Here is a 17,615-nt window from a genome sequence, read left to right as displayed (position 1 = left end):
CGCGGGCCGTCGTCGTGCTCGGGCACAGGCAGGACGGCCACCTGCCGAACGGCGGATGTCCGTGTGGTCCGTACGCTGCCATCCATGAGTGATGGCTTCGCCACCCGCGCGATTCACGCGGGACAGCAACCCGATCCGACGACCGGTTCGGTGATCGTGCCCATCCACGCGACCTCGACGTACGCGCAGGACGGCGTCGGCGGGATGCGCGCCGGGTACGAGTACTCGCGCACCGGCAACCCCACCCGCACCGCGCTGGAGCAGTGCCTCGCGGAGCTGGAGGGCGCCAAGCACGGCAGGGCGTTCTCCTCGGGGATGGCGGCCACGGACGCGGTGCTGCGCGGCTCGCTGCGCCCCGGCGACCACGTGATCATCCCGGACGACGCCTACGGCGGCACGTTCCGGCTGATCGACAAGGTGCTCACCGAGTGGGGCGTGCAGTACACGCCGGTCCCGGTGTCCGACGTCGACGCGGTGCGCGCCGCGGTGCGGCCGGAGACGAAGGTGCTGTGGGTCGAGACGCCCACGAACCCGCTGCTGACCATCGCCGACATCGCCGCGCTGGCCCAGGTCGCGCGGGACGCGGGGATCCGGCTCGTGGTGGACAACACCTTCGCGTCGCCGTACCTGCAGCGCCCGCTGGAGCTGGGGGCGGACGTGGTGGTGCACTCGACCACCAAGTACCTCGGCGGCCACTCCGACGTGGTCGGCGGCGCAGTGCTCACCTCGGACGACGAGCTGGCGAGCTCGGTGGCGTTCCTGCAGAACACCGCCGGTGCCGTGCCGGGCCCGTTCGACGCGTGGCTGACGCTGCGCGGGGTGAAGACCCTGGCGGCCCGGATGGACCGGCACAGCGCGAACGCCGGGCGCATCGCCGCCGCGCTGCGCGAGCACCCCAAGGTCGCGAAGGTCTACTACCCGGGCCTGCCCGAGCACCCCGGCCACGAGGTCGCGGCCAAGCAGATGCACGGCTTCGGCGGCATGATCTCGTTCACCCACGTGGACGGGGAGCAGGCCGCGCTGGACGTGTGCGCGAAGACCCGGCTGTTCACCCTCGCCGAGTCGCTCGGCGGCGTCGAGTCGCTGATCGAGCACCCCGGCAAGATGACGCACGCGAGCACCGCCGGCTCGGCCCTGCAGGTGCCTGCGGAGCTGGTCCGGCTGTCCGTCGGCATCGAGGACCCGGACGACCTGGTAGAAGACCTCCTAGCCGCCCTCTGAAGCCTTTTTGATTCCTCCTCCTGATACGAGGGGGGCGGGTGGCGGAACCTCAGCGGCTTCCTCGCTGCGGGATCGATTTCTCGAGTGGCTCCGCCACACGTGAAATCGCTGTCCTCGCGAGGAAGCCGCTGAGAACCCGCGGCGGTGCCGGTGTCTCAGGTGGTCGGCTGCTCAGCGGCTTCGCCGCTGACAGGAAACCGACGAGACTCGCCGGGCGGGTTCAGATACGGGCGGGCGGCGGTCGTCTCGCTGCGGGATCGTTTTCACGGATGGCTCCGCCACATGCGAAAGCGTCGTCCTCGCGAGAAGACCGCTGAGGACCCGCTGCGGTGCCGGTCGACCAGGTGGTCGCTGCTCAGCGGCTTCGCCGCTGACAGGACGACGGCATGCCGAGGGCGGGCGCTCGGGTCAGGGAGCGACGGAGGTGTTCGTGGTGGTGTGCGGGGTACCGCCGTCCTGCGCTTCCGGCGACACCGGCAGGTCCTCCGCCTGTACGCAGCCGCCGATGAGTTCGACCACCCCGTCCTGCTGCCGGTACGAGCCGGGTTCGTCGCAGCCCGCCTGGGCGACCGCGAACACGGCGCCCGCCGACAGGACCGCGGCCACCGCGATCCCGCTGACCAGTGGAAGCGTTCCCGTCGATGCCATCGCCGGTGCCATCCGTGTCCTCCCCGGAGCCGCTGCTCCGCGCGCCGTTGCGCCGTCGTGGGTCCGCGCGCCCCGGCAGGGCCCCGATGCCGTGGGCAGATCACGCGTACCGAGCAGCGTACCCAACACCTCGGTCGACGGGCCGAGCTCGCGCTGGGGCACGATTGGTGCATGTCCCTGATCAGCGTGGACCGGATCCGCACCGCCGCCGAGGACCTGGTGGACGTGGCCCGCCGCACCCCGCTCGCGCATTCCCGGGTGCTCAGCGACCACGTCGGTGCCGACGTGTACCTGAAGTGCGAGAACCTGCAGCGCACCGGGTCGTTCAAGCTGCGCGGCGCCTACGTCCGGCTGCACGCGCTGGACGCGGAGCGCCGGGCGGCCGGGGTGGTGGCGGCGAGCGCGGGCAACCACGCGCAGGGCGTGGCGCTGGCGGCGTCGCTGCTGGGCATCGAATCCACGGTGTTCATGCCGGAGCGCGCGACGCTGCCGAAGCTGGCCGCGACCCAGTCCTACGGCGCCGACGTGCGCGCGGAGGGCGCCGTGCTGTCCGAGACCCTCGCGCTGGCGCAGGAGCACGCCGCCCGCACCGGCGCCGAGTTCATCCACCCCTTCGACCACCCGGACGTGCTGGCCGGGCAGGGGACCGTCGGCCTGGAGGTGCTCGAACAGCTGCCGGAGGTCGGCACCGTGCTGGTGCCCACCGGCGGTGGTGGCCTGGTCGCCGGGGTGGCGGCCGCGGTGAAGGCGCTGCGGCCGCAGGTGCGGGTCATCGGGGTGCAGGCGGAGCAGGCCGCGGCCTGGCCGCCGTCCCTGGCGGCGGGCGCCCCGGTGCAGCTCTCGGACACCCGCACGATGGCCGACGGCATCGCCGTCGCCCGGCCCGGCGAGGTCACCTTCGAGCACGTCTCGGCCCTCGTCGACGACGTGATCACGGTGAGCGAGCAGGCCCTGTCCCGCGCGCTGCTGCTGTGCCTGGAGCGGATGAAGCTGGTCGCCGAACCGGCAGGGGTCGCCGCCATCGCAGGCCTGCTGGAACGGCCGGACCTGCTGCGACCGCCGACGGTCGCGGTGCTCTCCGGCGGCAACATCGACCCGCTGCTGCTGTTGCAGCTGATCCGGCACGGCATGACCTCCGCGGGCCGCTACCTGTCGTTGCGGGTGCGGCTGCCGGACCTGCCGGGATCGCTGGCGGAACTGCTCGGCAGGCTCGGCGACCTGGCGGCGAACGTGCTGGACATCGAGCACTCCCGGATCTCCGGTGCGCTGGCGCTCAACGAGGTGGACGTGGAGGTCAGCCTGGAGACCCGCGGCCCGGAGCACCGCGAGCACGTGGTCGCCGAGCTGACCCGCGCCGGCTACACCGTCACCTCCGAGCGGTGAGCGAGGTGCCCGCCGCGCCTCGACGCGGCGGGACACCCGGCGTCACAGGTTGCCGCGCAGGTCCTGCTCCCGCTCGATGGCCTCGAACAGCGCCTTGAAGTTGCCCTTGCCGAAGCCCAGCGAGCCGTGCCGCTCGATGAGCTCGTAGAACACGGTGGGCCGGTCCCCGATCGGCTTGGTGAAGATCTGCAGCAGGTAGCCGTCCTCGTCGCGGTCCACGAGGATGCCGTGCTCCTTCAACGTCTCGATCGGCAGCCGCACCTGCCCGATGCGAGCCCGCAGCTCCGGATCGTCGTAGTAGGAGTCCGGCGTGTTCAGGAACTCCACCCCGGCGGCGCGCATCGCGGTGATGGTGCCGAGGATGTCCCCGGTGGCGAGCGCGATGTGCTGGCAGCCCGCGCCCCGGTAGAACTCCAGGTACTCGTCGATCTGCGACTTCTTGCGCCCGGCGGCGGGCTCGTTGAGCGGGAACTTCACCCGGTGGTTGCCGTTGGCGACGACCTTGCTCATCAGCGCCGAGTACTCGGTGGCGATGTCGTCGCCGACGAACTCGGCCATGTTCACGAAGCCCAGCACCCGGTTGTAGAAGCCGACCCACCGGTCCATCTCGCCGAGCTCGACGTTGCCGACGCAGTGGTCGACGGCCTGGAACAGCCGCTTCGGCGCCCCCGCCGGTTTGGTGTAGCCGCCGGTGCGCGCCACGTACCCGGGCAGGTAGGGGCCGGTGTAGCGGCTGCGGTCGATCAGCGTGTGCCGGGTTTCGCCGTAGGTGGCGATGGCGGCCATCCGCACCACGCCGTGCTCGTCGGCGCGCTCGTGCGGTTCGTCGAGGACGGTGGCGCCCTGGGAGCGGGCGTGCTCCACGCAGCGGTCCACGTCCTGCACCTCCAGCGCCAGGTCGACGACGCCGTCGCCGTGCGCCCGGTGGTGGTCGGCGAGCGGGCTGTCCGGGTCGACCGCGCCGAGCAGCACGAACCGGGCCGAGCCGGACTTGAGCACGTACGCCTTGTGGTCCCGCTCGCCCTGCTCCGGGCCGCGGTAGGCGACGAGTTCCATGCCGAACGCGATCTGGTAGAACAACGCGCTCTGGGTGGCGTTGCCGACGACGAACACGACCGCGTCCATCGCCCGCACCGGGAACGGGTCGCGGCTGGAGTCGTGGTCGACGAGGCCGACGAGCCTGCGCATCTGGTCGAAGGTGACGTCGTCGAGCTTGCCGGTGCTGCCGTGGTCAACGGTGCCGGTCACGGGTGCCCTCCCTGCGTTGTGCGAGGTGTGTGCCACGAAGGGTGAGGTCGTCGGTCATGCTGCACAAGGGACGCCGAGTTCACTGGACAACATGTCCGGTCGAGCGGGGACGCGGCTCGCCAGGTCGGTCAAGTTGCGCAGGAGGCGCGGTGGAGCACGAGGACTCGGAGCTGGACGCGCTCGACGCCCGGCTGCTGCTGTTGCTGGCCGACGAGCCCCGGCTCGGGGTGCTGGAGTGCTCGCGGCGGCTCGGCGTCGCCCGCGGCACCGTGCAGGCCCGGCTGGACCGGATGCGACGCCGCGAGGTGCTGCGCGGCTTCCCACCGGACCTGGACCTGGCGGCCATGGGCTACGGGCTGACCGCGTTCGCGGTGCTGGAGATCGCGCAGGGGCAGCGGGACGCCGTGGTGCGGCGGCTGGCCGCGATCGACGAGGTGTGCGAGGTGCAGACCACCACCGGCGAGGGCGATCTGTGGGTGCGGGTGGTGGCGCGGTCCAACGCCGACCTGCAGCGGGTGATCGACGAGGTGGTGGCCGCGCCGCAGGTGCTGCGGACCTCCACGTCGATCGCGCTGTCCACCCCGGTGCCGCCGCGGGTGCGACCGCTGCTGGAGCGGTTGGCGGGGGAACAGCCGTGACGGGCCGGTGCCGGTCGGTTTCCGGAACGCGGTGAATTCACCCTCCGGACAAAAGGCCCGTTCTGGGCGACGATCTTCCGGTGGCCGGGCACGACGCGCCCGGCCGGGGTCCGCCGCCGGGCGCGAGCGCCGGAACTCCGGGCCGTGCGGCCGGATCGGCGTTCGGCGGCCGGGCGGGAGCGGGCCGGCCAGCGACGACCGGCGGTGCCGGGACCATTCGTGGAAAAAGAATTCGGGGCGCGCGAAAGCGCGGCGATAATGCGGGGATTCGAATGAGTTCGATTCGTCGATAAATCCAGGCCGGGACCAGCGGGCCGGGACGCGTCGCTACTCGCTCCGGTACGGGGTTGCGTTATGCGCGGAGGTGCGTGCGTCGCTCGGCGCGGGCCGGTGCGGCCGCAAAGCGATCCGATATGCGGAGCGGGCGTGGTCGGAGCACGCCCGCGTCCGCTATTGCTCAGCCGGAGAAGGGTTCGGCCTTGACCAGGGTCACCTTCATGGTGCCGCCGTTGGGCAGCTCGTACTCCCGGGTCTCGCCTTCCTTGGCCTCCAGCAGCGCCTGGCCCAGCGGGGAGCTGGGGGAGTAGACCTCGAGATCGCCGTGCGCGCCCTCTTCCCGGTTGGCCAGGAGGAACTGCTCGGTGTCGTCCTCACCGTCGTAGCGGACGGTCAGCACGGAGCCGGGCTTGGCCACGCCGGACTCGGTGGGCACGTCGCCGACCTGCGCGGTCCGCAGCAGTTCCTGCAGCTGGCGGATGCGCGACTCGAGCTGGCCCTGCTCCTCGCGGGCGGCGTGGTATCCGCCGTTCTCCTTGAGGTCGCCTTCCTCCCGGGCCTCGTTGATCTTCGCGGCGATCACCGGGCGGTTGGCCACGAGCTCATCGAGCTCGCCCTTGAGCCGCGCATAAGCATCCTGGGTCAGCCAGGTCACCTGGGTATCGCTCACGGTCACCACTCCTCGTCGACGGCGACCCGCCTTCCGCGGGCCGACTACTTCCGTCCTCGCGAATTCCGGGTACTGCTAGGAACGGAAAAAACACGGCCCGCGCGGGACCGTGCTGCGCTTGACGATAGCACAAATCAGCCCACCGATGGAGTGCATTTTCTCAGCATCCGGGGCCGTTAGGTCTTGTTCACCCGGTTGGCCGCTGGTGGGTGGACAAATATTCAGGAACGCGGTAGGTGCAGCCGTACACCTCCCCGATGGTCGCTCGATGGGAGGTGCGCAGCACCGTGCCCTGCTGGACCGTTCCGGTGGCGGGCGGCACGAGAATCTCTTTCCGCCCGACCTCTTCGCCGGATTCGGCGCGCGCCCGGATCACGCACTCGGCGGGTCGCGCCGGGTCGTCGCGCCGGACCTCGGCGGTGACGTGGACCGAGCCGTCGTCGATCACCTCGAACGCGACCTGCTTGCCCTCGATCGGCGCGCTGCCCAGGTTCTGGTAGCCCAGCAGCGCCACGCCCAGCAGCACCACGGCGGCGAGGACGCCGAGCCCCCAGCGGACCGCCGGCGGGGCGGTGCGACGGGCCCGTGACCCGTACCGCCCTGCGGGGACCTGGTCGCTCACCGCACGCCGCCTTCCTGGTCCGATCGGGGTTAGCCGGATCGGACGAAGCCTGCCCGGCCGTTCGAGGATGTCGGCCCGTTGGGAACAATGGGTGGCGACACCCGCGTTGAGTATCCCTGTGGGTGTCCGGCCGGCGACCAGCGGGGCCGGGTGTGACGTGAGCGGGAAAGGAACATGCCTCCGATGGCCGAGAAGCTGCGTCTGATGACGGTGCACGCGCACCCGGACGACGAGTCCAGCAAAGGCGCTGCGACCACCGCGCGCTACGTGGCGGAAGGCCACGACGTGATGGTCGTCACCTGCACTGGTGGTGAGGCCGGCAGCATCCTGAACCCGGCCATGGAACGACCGGACGTGCTGGCGAACATGCCCGAGATCCGCCGGGCCGAGATGGCCAGGGCCGCCGAGATCCTCGGCGTGCAGCACCGCTGGCTCGGCTACGTCGACTCCGGCCTGCCCGAGGGCGATCCGCTGCCGCCGCTGCCGGAGGGCTGCTTCGCCACGGTGGACCCGGCGCTGCCGACCGCCGACCTGGTCGCGCTGCTGCGCGAGTTCCGCCCGCACGTCGTCATCACCTACGACGAGAACGGTGGCTACCCGCACCCGGACCACATCCGCTGCCACGAGGTGTCGATGGCCGCGTTCGACGCGGCGGGCGACCCGGAGCTGTACCCGGAGGCGGGCGAGCCGTGGCAGCCGCTGAAGCTCTACTACTCGCACGGCTTCTCCCGGAAGAAGATGCAGCTGTTCCACGACGCGCTGCTGGAGCGCGGCCTGGAGTCGCCGTACGGCGACTGGCTGGCCAAGTGGGACGGCAGCAACCGCCCGGACACCGATGAGCGGGTCACCACCCGCGTCGAGTGCGGGGCATACTTCGAGGCGCGGGACGACGCGCTGCGCGCGCACGCGACTCAGATCGACCCGGACAGCCGGTGGTTCGCGGTCCCGCTGGACATCCAGCGAGCGTTGTGGCCGACCGAGGAGTACGAGCTGGTGCGCTCGCTGGTCGATTCGACGTTGCCGGAGGACGACCTGTTCTCCGGCGTGCGGGAGAAGGTGTCGGCATGAACGCGCACGAAGCGCTGACCTGGGTGGTCGCGCAGGCGCCCGCGCCGCCGGCGGACCCGGGTGGCCAAGGCGAGGACTTCGGCAAGTCCTCGCCGGTGGGCTTGCTGCTGCTGGTGCTGTTCGGCATCGCGGTGGCGTTCCTGATCCGCTCGATGACCAAGCACCTGAAGAAGCTGCCCACCAGCTTCGACGAGCAGCGCGCCGCCCAGGCCGCCCCAGCCCGCGCGCGCCGCGCCGAAGCGGCGGCCGACGGCGCCGAGGAGGCTCCCGCCGCGGCCGAACCGGAGCCGGCGGAACCCGGGGCGAAGGGCGGCACCGGCACCTCCGGCTAGCCAGCACCGCACCCACCCGGATGGGTGCGGCGATCATCGGCGGGTGGGAGGCTGGCGGCATGAACCGGCTTGCGGACGCGACCAGCCCCTACCTGCTGCAGCACGCGGACAACCCCGTGCAGTGGTGGCCCTGGACGCCGGAGGCGTTCGAGGAGGCCCGCCGCCGGGACGTGCCGGTGCTGCTCTCGATCGGCTACGCGGCCTGCCACTGGTGCCACGTGATGGCGCACGAATCGTTCGAGGACGCCGAGATCGCGGCCGCGATGAACGAGCACTTCGTGAACATCAAGGTGGACCGGGAGGAGCGCCCGGACGTCGACTCGGTGTACATGGAGGCCACGCAGGCCATGACCGGGCAGGGCGGCTGGCCGATGACCTGCTTCCTCACCCCGGACGGCGAACCGTTCCACTGCGGCACCTACTACCCGCCGAAGCCGCTGCACGGCATGCCCTCGTTCCCGCAGCTGCTGGAGGCGGTCGCCGCCGCCTGGTCCGAGCGAGGTGACGAGGTGCGGGCCGCGGCGACCCGGGTCGTCGAGCAGCTGGCCGCCCAGCCGTCGGCGCTGCCGGAGGCCGGGGTGGACGACGCGGCGCTGGACGCGGCGGTCTCCCGGCTGGGCGCCGAGTTCGACGCGGTGCACGGCGGGTTCGGGGACGCGCCGAAGTTCCCGCCGTCGATGGTGCTGGAGTTCCTGCTCCGCCACCACGAGCGGACCGGTTCCGACGAGGCGCTGCGGCTGGCCGGGTCGACCGCGGAGGCGATGGCCCGCGGCGGCCTGTACGACCAGCTGGTCGGCGGGTTCGCGCGCTACAGCGTCGACGCGGCGTGGGTGGTGCCGCACTTCGAGAAGATGCTCTACGACAACGCGCTGCTGCTGCGCGCGTACGCGCACCTGGCCCGGCTGGACGTGGCCGCGTCGGGCCTGGCGCGCCGGGTCGCCCGGGAGACCGCCGAATTCCTGCTGCGCGACCTGCGCACCGCCGACGGCGGGTTCGCCGCGTCCCTCGACGCCGACACCGAAGGCGTGGAAGGCCTGACCTACGCGTGGACGCCGGAGGAACTGGTCGAGGTGCTGGGCGAGCAGGACGGCCGGTGGGCCGCGGAGCTGCTCGTCGTCACGCCGGAAGGCACCTTCGAGCAGGGGGCGTCGACGCTCCGGCTGCCCGCGGACCCGGACGACGCGGAGCGGTGGCGGCGGGTGCGCGACGTCCTCGCCGAGGCCCGCTCGCACCGCCCGCAACCCGGCATCGACGACAAGGTCGTCACCGCGTGGAACGGCATGGCGCTGACCGCGCTGGTGGAGGCCGCCGCCGTCCTCGACGAGCCGCAGTGGGTGCAGGACGCGCGCCGGGCCGCGGAGCTGCTGGTGCAGCGGCACGTGGTGGACGGGCGGTTGCGGCGCAGCTCCCGCGACGGCGTGGTGGGCCAGGCCGCCGGCGTGCTGGAGGACCACGGCTGCCTCGCCGAAGGCCTCCTCGCGCTGCACCAGGCCACCGGTGAGCAGACCTGGCTCGACGCCGCGTGCGCGCTGCTGGACACGGCGCTGCAGCAGTTCGCCGACCCGGAGCACCCCGGTTCCTTCTTCGACACGGCCGCGGACGCGGAGGCGCTGGTGCGCAGGCCGTCCGATCCGACGGACAACGCGAGCCCGTCCGGTGCTTCGGCCACCGCGGCGGCCCTGCTGACGGCGGCGGCGCTCGCCGGCCCGGACCGCGCGACCCGCTACCGGGCGGCCGCCGAGCAGGCGTTGTCCCGCGCCGGCCTGCTGGTGCAGCGCGCGCCGCGCTTCGCCGGGCACTGGCTCGCGACCGCGGAAGCCCTGGCGCACGGCCCGGTGCAGATCGCGGTGGCGGGGGCCGCAGGGGCGGCGCGCTCGGAACTGCTCGCGGTGGCGCACCGGCACGCCCCCGGCGGAGCGGTGGCGGTGGCCGGGCCCCCGGATGCCGAGGCGGTGCCGCTGCTCGCCGGACGCGGGCTCGTCGACGGTGCCAGCGCCGCGTACGTCTGCCGCGGCTACGTGTGCGACCGCCCGGTCACCTCACCCGAGGAACTGGCGGCCGCCCTCTCCCGCTGAACCTGCGGGGCGGGCCGGCCGGTCAGGCGTAGAGCGCGAGCCAGATGGCGATGTGGTGGCAGATCGCCGCCGCGGTCACCGCCGCGTGGAAGAGCTCGTGGTAGCCGAAGGTCTTCGGCCACGGGTCCGGCCGCCGGGTCGCGTAGCAGACCGCGCCGAGCGAGTAGAGCACGCCGCCGACGACGAGGAGCACGAACGCGGCCACGCCCGCGTGGGACAGCAGCTCCGGCAGCACGAACACGGCGACCCAGCCCAGCGCGAGGTACACCGGCACGCCCACCCAGCGCGGCCCGTTCGGCCACGCCAGCTTCAGCACCACGCCGCCGAGCGCCCCGCCCCACACCACGGCGAGCACGATGGCGCCGGTGGTCGGCTGCATCGCCAGCATCGCGAACGGCGTGTAGGTCCCCGCGATGAAGAGGAAGATCATCGAGTGGTCGAGGCGGCGCATCCAGGTGCGCGCGCCCACCGAGTTCCACGTCTTGCGGTGGTACAGCGCGCTGACCCCGAACAGACCGAGCACGGTGGCCACGTAGATGGAGGTCCCCAGCGCTGCGGACGCCCCCACGGTGGCCGCGGCCAAGGAGATGAGCGTGGCGCCCGAGGCCACGGCCCCCACCAGCGACCAGAGGTGGATCCAGCCGCGCATCCGGGGCTTGACGGAGGAGGTGGCGCGTCGAGCGGTCAAGGCGCTAGTCACACCGCAAGATTACGGGACCGTAGGTTCTGCGCAGCCCCCCGCTGGCGGTGATGTCCGTTGCAGGCCGCGGCAGCGTTCGGAGCAGCACGGTCGGCATTCGACGGAGGGACCGTCGGGGCTGCGCAGCGGCGCGCGTACTCTCAGGGAGCGTGGCGCTCAAGGTTCGTCTGCGGGAACTCATCTACGACGTGTACGAGCGACGGCTGCGCCGTCAGCTCAGAGGCGCCAGGGCACCCCGGCACGTAGGTGTGATCCTCGACGGGAACCGCCGCTGGGCCAAGGAAGCCGGGCTCGACATCGCGCACGGCCACCGCGCCGGTGCGCGCAAGATCAGCGAGCTGCTCGGCTGGTGCAAGGAGGCCGACGTCGAGGTGGTCACGCTGTGGCTGCTCTCCACCGACAACCTCAACCGCACCAGCGCGGAGCTGGACGCGCTCCTGGAGATCATCGCCGGGGTGGTGGACGAGCTCACCGATGCGAGCAACCCGTGGCAGGTGCGGATCGTCGGTGCGCTGGACATGCTCCCCACCGAGACGGCGGCCCGGTTGTCGGCGGCGGCGCTGCGCACCGAGGGCCGCACGGGGATGCAGGTGAACGTCGCGGCCGGGTACGGCGGGCGGCAGGAGATCGCCGATGCGGTGCGCAAGTTGCTGCAGCAGCACGCGGAGGCGGGCACCACCATCGAGGAGCTCGCGGAGTTCCTCACCGTCGACCACATCTCGGAGCACCTCTACACCTCGGGCCAGCCCGACCCGGATCTGCTGATCCGCACGTCCGGAGAGCAGCGGTTGTCCGGGTTCATGCTCTGGCAGTCGGCGCATTCGGAGTTCTGGTTCTGCGAGGCGTACTGGCCCGCGTTCCGGCGGGTCGACTTCCTGCGCGCATTGCGCGAGTACTCGGCGCGGCACCGCCGCTACGGCGGCTGAAGACCGTCCGGGCTGGTCCCGCACCAGCGCAGCGAAAAGGCCAGGTCCCGAAGGGCCTGGCCTTTTCATGCATCCACACGAGCGCCTGTGTGTCAGCCCTTGACCGAGGGGTGGTCGACGACCGGGGCGTTGACGCACTGGCTGGTCTGCGGGGACAGCACCGGCACGACGGCACCCAGCACGGCGACGTTGTTGCCGCAGAGCTGCACCGGCACGGCGCTGATGTTGTTGCCGTTGAGCAGGTTCACGCCGTCGTTGTCGGCGCTGTCCGCGTTGGCGATGGGGGCGAGGGCCATCAGGCCTGCCGCCGCACCGGCGACGACCACTGCCTTCTTCAGCATTGCGTTCACTCTCCTAGAAGTATTGCCGCGGGATGCCCCGAAGTGGCGCGCTCACCCGTGTGCGAACACGTGGAGTGACCGGATCGGGGCGGTCGTGATGTCGCCGGAGAATGGCTTCCGCTCGAAAAAGTCCAAGTGGATTCCGGTCCGTCGGCGACGTTACCTCGAAATGAGGTGACTCGGCGATTTCGGCGAACCTGGCGCGAATTGAGATCGTCTCTCACGGACCGCGCCGACGGAATGCCGACTACCGAGTGGTGGCGCCGTTTCAGCCCTTGACGGACGGGTGGTCCACGACCGGCGCGTTGACGCAGTCGCTGGTCTGCGGCGACAGGATCGGCACGACGGCACCGAGGACCGCGACGTTGTTCCCGCAGGCCTGGACGGGCAGCACGCTGAGGTTGTTGTCGTTCAGCAGGTTGACGCCGTCGTTGTCCGCGGTGTCCGCGTTCGCGATCGGTGCCAGCGCCATCAGACCCGCCGCCGCACCGGCGACGACCACTGCCTTCTTCAGCACTTGGATGCTCCTTGTTGTTTCGGGTGTTGCGGTCGCGGTCCCTCGTTCACGAGCACCCCGGAAAGTTCGCCCAGGGAGTCGGCCGCGAAAAAAACCTAACCATTCCTGAAGGTGTAAGCACAGCTGGTTAACACCATCGTGTAGGCAAAATTTTTCGCCCTCAAGGCGAACCGTCGCTCCCCGGTCCGGCTACTCGCCGGTAAGTATTCGTGCTCCATAACATCGGTCGCCGGGGATTCGCGATCCGGGCTCCGCCGAATGGTCTTCGGGGCCTTTCCTCGCAGCTAGCGAGGCCGTACCGTCCGGTGGTGGACGCCGCCGAGCTGGTTCGCGAGTACCTGCGGCTCGGACTGCGCATCGGGCGGCTCGACCCCGATTTCGTGCTCTCCTGCGTCGGCGAACCGCGATTGCACAGCGTGATCGCCCGCGAGCCCATATCAGTCCCCGGTGTACTTGCAGAACGCGCGCAATTGCTGTTCGCCTCCGTCCCCGACGTCGGATTCGCCGCGCCGCGGGCGGCGTTCCTGAGCGCGCAGCTCGCCGCGCTGGAACTCCGGGCCAGACGACTGGCCGGGGAACAGGCGTCCTTCCGCGGGGAGGTCGCGGCGTGCTTCGGCATCTCCCTCGAACCGGGTGACCCCGATCGGTACCGCCGCGCGCACGCGGAGCTGGCGGAGCTGCTGCCCGGCTCGGGACCCGTCGCGGACCGCCTGGCGCTGCTGGCGCGGCGCGAACGGGTGCCGCCGCCGCTGCTGGCCCGCGGGGTCGCCGAGCTCGCCCGCGCGTTGCGCGCCCGGGTGCGGGCCGAACCGGGCCTGCCGGTGCAGGAGCGCGTCGACCACCGCTACGTCCGCGGCCGCCCGTGGTCGGCGTTGCACCGCTACCTGGGTGATTTCCGCTCGCTGGTCGCGGTGAACCCGGACCGGCAGGTGTGGGCGGGGCGGCTCCCGGCGCTGGTCGCGCACGAGTCCTACCCGGGCCACCACGCCGAGCACTGCCGCAAGGAGCGGGAGCTGGTCGGCGCGCGCGGCTGGGCCGAGCACGGCATCGCGCTGCGGGACGGCCCGCAGTCGCTGCTCGCGGAAGGGATCGCCGAGCTGGGCCTGCGGATCGCGGTCGGTCCCGGCTGGGGCCGCTGGGCGCAGGACGTGCTGGCGGAGGCGGGGATCCGCGTCGACGGGGAGCGGGCGGAACGGGTGCTGGCCGCGCTGGACGGCCTGCGCGAGGTGCGGTCGGACGCGGCGCTGCTGCTGCACGACGGCCCGGGCATCGATGCGGCGGCGGCGCACCTGCACCGGTGGGCGTGCCTGCCCGCGGACGGCGTCCGCGCGTTCCTCCGCTTCGCCGCCGATCCGCGGTGGCGGCTGCACGTCGTCACCTACGCGGAAGGGACGCGGCGGGTGGCGCGCAGGCTCGAAGCGGGCGAAGGGGTGCGGCGGTTGCTGGACGAGCCGTGGACTCCCGGCGGGTGATCGGTGCGCCGATTGGGCCGATCGGTCGAACCCCGGAATCGGTGCCACAAGTCCGAAAAGTCCTGTTGTTCACTCGATCAGACCAAAGTGGACGCTGCGTTGATCACGGCACGTGCGTACGTCCGGGTGGTTCCGGGGGCTCGCGGCGGAGGAGTTCGACTGCCCCGTCCGCAACGCTGTGACCAGGATCTTGTCCGATTCGCGGGAACGTCCGGGCGACGGGCGGATGGCGTCCGGGTGCACCGGAACCGGTGCGCACGTGACCCCAGGCTGACGTTCTGGCGAATCACCTGCCTGGTCGCCTGCCCAGAAGCGAATCTCGGAGGTAGCGTCCGAAGTGACGGGTCGACGCGTAAATGGCCCGTCCGGGGAGGCCCTGACCGTGGCTGTTGGCTGGATCGGACGGTATCACCGTCCTCCGTGGTCGCTCGGGGCCGGTGCGCGGCCTCGGTGGCTGCGCCGGACCGCCTGCCGGTCCGGCCAGGCCAGGGCAGGGGCGGCCCGGCCCGCCGACGAGCGGGCGTGTGCCCCACGCCCGCGAGGGAGTAGCCGTGACCACACGACGTTCCCAAGCCACAGCGGAAACCCCGGCCCAGGCCGAGGACTCCGCAGGCATCGCAGCCCGAACGGATGTCCGCACGTACGTGCTCGACACCTCGGTGCTGCTGTCCGATCCGTGGGCGATGACCCGGTTCGCCGAGCACCGCGTGGTGCTCCCGCTGGTCGTGATCAGCGAACTCGAGGCGAAGCGGCATCACCCGGAACTCGGCTGGTTCGCCCGCGAGGCCCTGCGCGGCCTCGACGAACTGCGCATCGAGCACGGCCGGCTGGACGCGCCGGTCGCGATCGGTGAGGACGGCGGCACGCTGCACGTCGAGCTCAACCACTCCGATCCGCAGGTGCTGCCGCCAGGTTTCCGCACCGACTCCAACGACGCCCGCATCCTGGCGTGTTCGCTGAACCTCGCCGCCGACGGGCACCGGGTCACGCTGGTCACCAAGGACATGCCGCTGCGGGTGAAGGCTGCTTCGGTCGCGCTGGAAGCCGACGAGTACCGGGCGCAGGACGTGGTGTCCAGCGGCTGGTCCGGCATGGCGGACCTGGACCTGCCGCCGGAACAGGTGGACGCGCTGTTCAAGGACGGCGCGGCCGACCTGGACGAGGCCAAGGACCTGCCCGCCAACACCGGGCTGCGGCTGCTCGCGGGCACCCAGAGCGCGCTCGGCCGGGTCACTGCCGACAAGCAGGTGAAGCTGGTGCGCGGCGACCGGGAGGCCTTCGGGCTGCACGGCCGCTCCGCGGAGCAGCGCATCGCGCTGGACCTGCTGCTGGACCCGGACGTCGGCATCGTCTCCCTCGGCGGCCGAGCGGGCACCGGCAAGTCGGCGCTCGCGCTGTGCGCCGGGCTCGAAGCGGTGCTGGAGCGCCAGCAGCACCGCAAGGTCGTCGTGTTCCGGCCGGTCTACGCGGTCGGCGGCCAGGAACTGGGCTACCTCCCGGGCAGCGAGAACGAGAAGATGCAGCCCTGGGCGCAGGCGGTGTTCGACACCCTCGGCGCGCTGGCCAGCGAGAACGTCCTCGACGAGGTCACCGACCGGGGCATGCTCGAAGTGCTGCCGCTGACCCACATCCGGGGCCGCTCGCTGCACGACTCGTTCGTGATCGTGGACGAGGCCCAGTCGCTGGAGCGCAACGTGCTGCTCACGGTGCTGTCCCGGCTCGGGGCGAACTCCCGGGTGGTGCTGACCCACGACGTGGCGCAGCGGGACAACCTGCGCGTCGGGCGGCACGACGGGGTGGCGGCGGTGATCGAGAAGCTCAAGGGCCATCCGCTGTTCGCGCACATCACGCTGACCCGTTCCGAGCGCTCGCCGGTGGCGGCGCTGGTGACGGAGATGCTGGAAGGGGAGTTCACCCCCTGACGCCCGGGCCGGTGGCGTCCGCGCGGACGCCCCCGGCCACCGGGATCACCAGCCGCCGGGCAGCGGGCGTCCCTCGGCGAAACCGGCGGCGGACTGGATGCCCACCAGCGCGCGCTCGTGGAACTCGGCGAGGTTCCGCGCGCCCGCGTAGGTGCAGGAGGAGCGCAGCCCGGAGCTGATCTCGTCCAGCAGGTCCTCCACGCCGGGGCGCTTCGGGTCGATCTTCATCCGAGAGCTGGAGATGCCCTCCTCGTAGAGCGCCTTGCGGGCCTGGTCGAAGGTGCTGTCGGTGCGCGTCCGAGCACCGACGGCGCGCTTGGAGGCCATGCCGAAGGATTCCTTGTACGCGCGACCGTGCTCGTCGCGCAGCAGGTCACCGGGCGACTCGTGGGTGCCCGCGAACCAGGAACCCACCATCACCGAGGCGGCCCCGGCGGCCAGCGCCAGCGCCACGTCCCGCGGGTGCCGGACTCCGCCGTCCGCCCACACGTGCTTGCCGAGCTCCCGCGCGGCCGCCGCGCACTCGGCGACGGCGGAGAACTGGGGGCGGCCGACGCCGGTCATCATCCGGGTGGTGCACATGGCGCCCGGCCCGACGCCGACCTTGATCACGTCCGCGCCCGCGTCGACGAGGTCCCGCACGCCCTCGGCGGTGACCACGTTGCCCGCGACGACCGGCACCGACGGGTCGAGCGCCCGCACCGCGCGCAACGCGCTGATCATCTTCTCCTGGTGGCCGTGCGCGGTGTCCACGACCAGCGCGTCCACCCCGGCCGCCAGCAGCGCGGCGGCCTTGCCCGCCACGTCGCCGTTCACGCCGACCGCCGCCGCGACCCGGAGCCGGCCGGCGCCGTCCAGCGCGGGCTCGTAGATCTCGGCGCGCAGCGAACCGCGGCGGGTGAGGATGCCGGCGAGCCCGCCGTCCGCGTCGACCGCGAGCGCCACCTGCTTGCCCTGGGCGTGCAGCTGCTCGAAGACCTCCCGCGGCTCGGTGCCCAGCGCCAGCACCAGCGGGGAGCGGTCGGCGACCTCGCCGATCCGCGCGAACCGGTCCACCCCCGAGCAGGCGGCCTCGTCCACCACGCCGACCGGCCTGCGGTCCTCGTCCACGACCACGACCGCGCCGTGCGACCGCTTCGGGAGCAGGTTCAGCACGTCCGCGACGGCGTCGTCCGCGCGCAGCACCAGCGGTGTGTCCCACACCGGGTGCCGGTCCTTCACCCAGGACACGATCTCCGCGACGGCCTCGGGGGCGACGTCCTGCGGCAGCACGGTGATCCCGCCGCGCCGCGCCACCGTCTCCGCCATGCGGCGGCCCGCGACGGCGGTCATGTTGGCGACCACGACCGGCAGCGTGGTGCCGGAGCCGTCCGAGGTCGCGAGGTCGACGTCGAACCGGGACTCGACGCCGGAACGGCGCGGGGCCAGGAAGACGTCGTCGTAGGTCAGGTCTGTGGAGGGCTGCTGCCCGTTCAAGAACCGCACGAGGTTCCACGATACGTGCCGGACGGCCGCCACCGGCCGGATCGGACGAGCCCCGCACCCGGAGCGGATCA

17 protein-coding genes are annotated in these 17,615 nt (G+C 72.0%); 9 read left to right on the top strand and 8 right to left on the bottom strand.

Going from position 1 to position 17,615, the window contains the following annotated elements; translation table 11 throughout:
- Window positions 1–84: 84 nt before the first annotated feature.
- Window positions 85–1,221: a cystathionine gamma-synthase gene (locus AC29IT_RS22995; protein WP_358441830.1), complete on the top strand. Its 1,137-nt coding sequence runs from the start codon at window positions 85–87 to the stop codon at window positions 1,219–1,221.
- Window positions 1,222–1,629: 408 nt separating this feature from the next.
- Here AC29IT_RS22995 and AC29IT_RS22990 read toward each other — a convergent pair whose 3' ends face one another.
- Window positions 1,630–1,869 (bottom strand): hypothetical protein, encoded by a 240-nt coding sequence (locus AC29IT_RS22990; RefSeq protein ID WP_358442619.1) that lies wholly within the window; start codon window positions 1,867–1,869, stop codon window positions 1,630–1,632.
- A gap of 171 nt (window positions 1,870–2,040) precedes the next feature.
- Here AC29IT_RS22990 and ilvA point away from each other — a divergent pair, with 171 nt between their 5' ends.
- Window positions 2,041–3,252: a threonine ammonia-lyase gene (ilvA, locus tag AC29IT_RS22985; RefSeq protein WP_358442622.1), complete on the top strand. Its 1,212-nt coding sequence runs from the start codon at window positions 2,041–2,043 to the stop codon at window positions 3,250–3,252.
- Between the two features lie 42 nt (window positions 3,253–3,294).
- Here the strand turns inward: ilvA and hppD are convergent, their stop codons facing one another.
- Window positions 3,295–4,440: a 4-hydroxyphenylpyruvate dioxygenase gene (hppD, locus tag AC29IT_RS22980; RefSeq protein ID WP_488220119.1), complete on the bottom strand. Its 1,146-nt coding sequence runs from the start codon at window positions 4,438–4,440 to the stop codon at window positions 3,295–3,297.
- 209 nt (window positions 4,441–4,649) lie between these two features.
- Here hppD and AC29IT_RS22975 point away from each other — a divergent pair, with 209 nt between their 5' ends.
- A complete protein-coding gene (locus AC29IT_RS22975; protein ID WP_358442625.1) occupies window positions 4,650–5,138 on the top strand; it encodes an Lrp/AsnC family transcriptional regulator in 489 nt (162 codons plus the stop codon).
- Window positions 5,139–5,595: 457 nt separating this feature from the next.
- On the opposite strand, the gene greA is transcribed toward AC29IT_RS22975, so the two are convergent.
- The gene (greA, locus tag AC29IT_RS22970) at window positions 5,596–6,084 is read right to left on the bottom strand and encodes a transcription elongation factor GreA (protein ID WP_358442627.1); all 489 of its coding nucleotides are present in this window, start codon (window positions 6,082–6,084) and stop codon (window positions 5,596–5,598) included.
- Window positions 6,085–6,271: 187 nt separating this feature from the next.
- Window positions 6,272–6,706 (bottom strand): DUF4307 domain-containing protein, encoded by a 435-nt coding sequence (locus tag AC29IT_RS22965; RefSeq protein WP_488220075.1) that lies wholly within the window; start codon window positions 6,704–6,706, stop codon window positions 6,272–6,274.
- Between the two features lie 183 nt (window positions 6,707–6,889).
- Here AC29IT_RS22965 and mca point away from each other — a divergent pair, with 183 nt between their 5' ends.
- Genes mca through AC29IT_RS22950 form a run of 3 tightly spaced genes read left to right on the top strand, consistent with a single transcriptional unit; the run spans window position 6,890 to window position 10,181 of the window.
- On the top strand, window positions 6,890–7,774 hold the full coding sequence (gene mca / locus AC29IT_RS22960; protein ID WP_358442633.1) for a mycothiol conjugate amidase Mca: 885 nt from the start codon (window positions 6,890–6,892) through the stop codon (window positions 7,772–7,774).
- Window positions 7,771–8,106: a hypothetical protein gene (locus AC29IT_RS22955; RefSeq protein ID WP_488220074.1), complete on the top strand. Its 336-nt coding sequence runs from the start codon at window positions 7,771–7,773 to the stop codon at window positions 8,104–8,106. Before mca ends, AC29IT_RS22955 begins: the two co-directional genes overlap by 4 nt.
- Before the next feature lie 59 nt (window positions 8,107–8,165).
- Window positions 8,166–10,181 (top strand): thioredoxin domain-containing protein, encoded by a 2,016-nt coding sequence (locus AC29IT_RS22950; RefSeq protein ID WP_488220073.1) that lies wholly within the window; start codon window positions 8,166–8,168, stop codon window positions 10,179–10,181.
- Between the two features lie 22 nt (window positions 10,182–10,203).
- Here AC29IT_RS22950 and trhA read toward each other — a convergent pair whose 3' ends face one another.
- Window positions 10,204–10,830, bottom strand: coding sequence for a PAQR family membrane homeostasis protein TrhA (trhA, locus tag AC29IT_RS22945; RefSeq protein WP_488220118.1), 627 nt, complete (start codon window positions 10,828–10,830; stop codon window positions 10,204–10,206).
- Window positions 10,831–11,030: 200 nt separating this feature from the next.
- On the opposite strand from trhA, the gene AC29IT_RS22940 reads away from it, so the two are divergent.
- A complete protein-coding gene (locus AC29IT_RS22940; RefSeq protein ID WP_358442642.1) occupies window positions 11,031–11,807 on the top strand; it encodes an isoprenyl transferase in 777 nt (258 codons plus the stop codon).
- A 92-nt stretch (window positions 11,808–11,899) separates the two neighbouring features.
- Here the strand turns inward: AC29IT_RS22940 and AC29IT_RS22935 are convergent, their stop codons facing one another.
- Together AC29IT_RS22935 and AC29IT_RS22930 are read right to left on the bottom strand one after the other, a co-directional pair.
- Complete coding sequence (locus tag AC29IT_RS22935; protein WP_358442645.1) at window positions 11,900–12,148, bottom strand: hypothetical protein; 249 nt, start codon at window positions 12,146–12,148, stop codon at window positions 11,900–11,902.
- 268 nt (window positions 12,149–12,416) lie between these two features.
- Window positions 12,417–12,665, bottom strand: coding sequence for a hypothetical protein (locus tag AC29IT_RS22930; RefSeq protein WP_358442647.1), 249 nt, complete (start codon window positions 12,663–12,665; stop codon window positions 12,417–12,419).
- Between the two features lie 308 nt (window positions 12,666–12,973).
- On the opposite strand from AC29IT_RS22930, the gene AC29IT_RS22925 reads away from it, so the two are divergent.
- A complete protein-coding gene (locus tag AC29IT_RS22925) occupies window positions 12,974–14,137 on the top strand; it encodes a DUF885 domain-containing protein (protein WP_488220072.1) in 1,164 nt (387 codons plus the stop codon).
- Between the two features lie 614 nt (window positions 14,138–14,751).
- Window positions 14,752–16,059 carry an RNA 5'-3' helicase PhoH2 gene (gene phoH2 / locus AC29IT_RS22920; protein WP_488220117.1) on the top strand — a complete coding sequence of 436 codons (1,308 nt, stop codon included), beginning with the start codon at window positions 14,752–14,754 and terminating at the stop codon, window positions 16,057–16,059.
- Between the two features lie 45 nt (window positions 16,060–16,104).
- On the opposite strand, the gene AC29IT_RS22915 is transcribed toward phoH2, so the two are convergent.
- Complete coding sequence (locus tag AC29IT_RS22915; RefSeq protein WP_358442653.1) at window positions 16,105–17,544, bottom strand: GuaB1 family IMP dehydrogenase-related protein; 1,440 nt, start codon at window positions 17,542–17,544, stop codon at window positions 16,105–16,107.
- Window positions 17,545–17,615: the final 71 nt, after the last annotated feature.

Source organism: Saccharopolyspora sp. MMCC62 (assembly GCF_057736575.1).
This window is presented reverse-complemented; position numbering and strand designations above follow the sequence as displayed.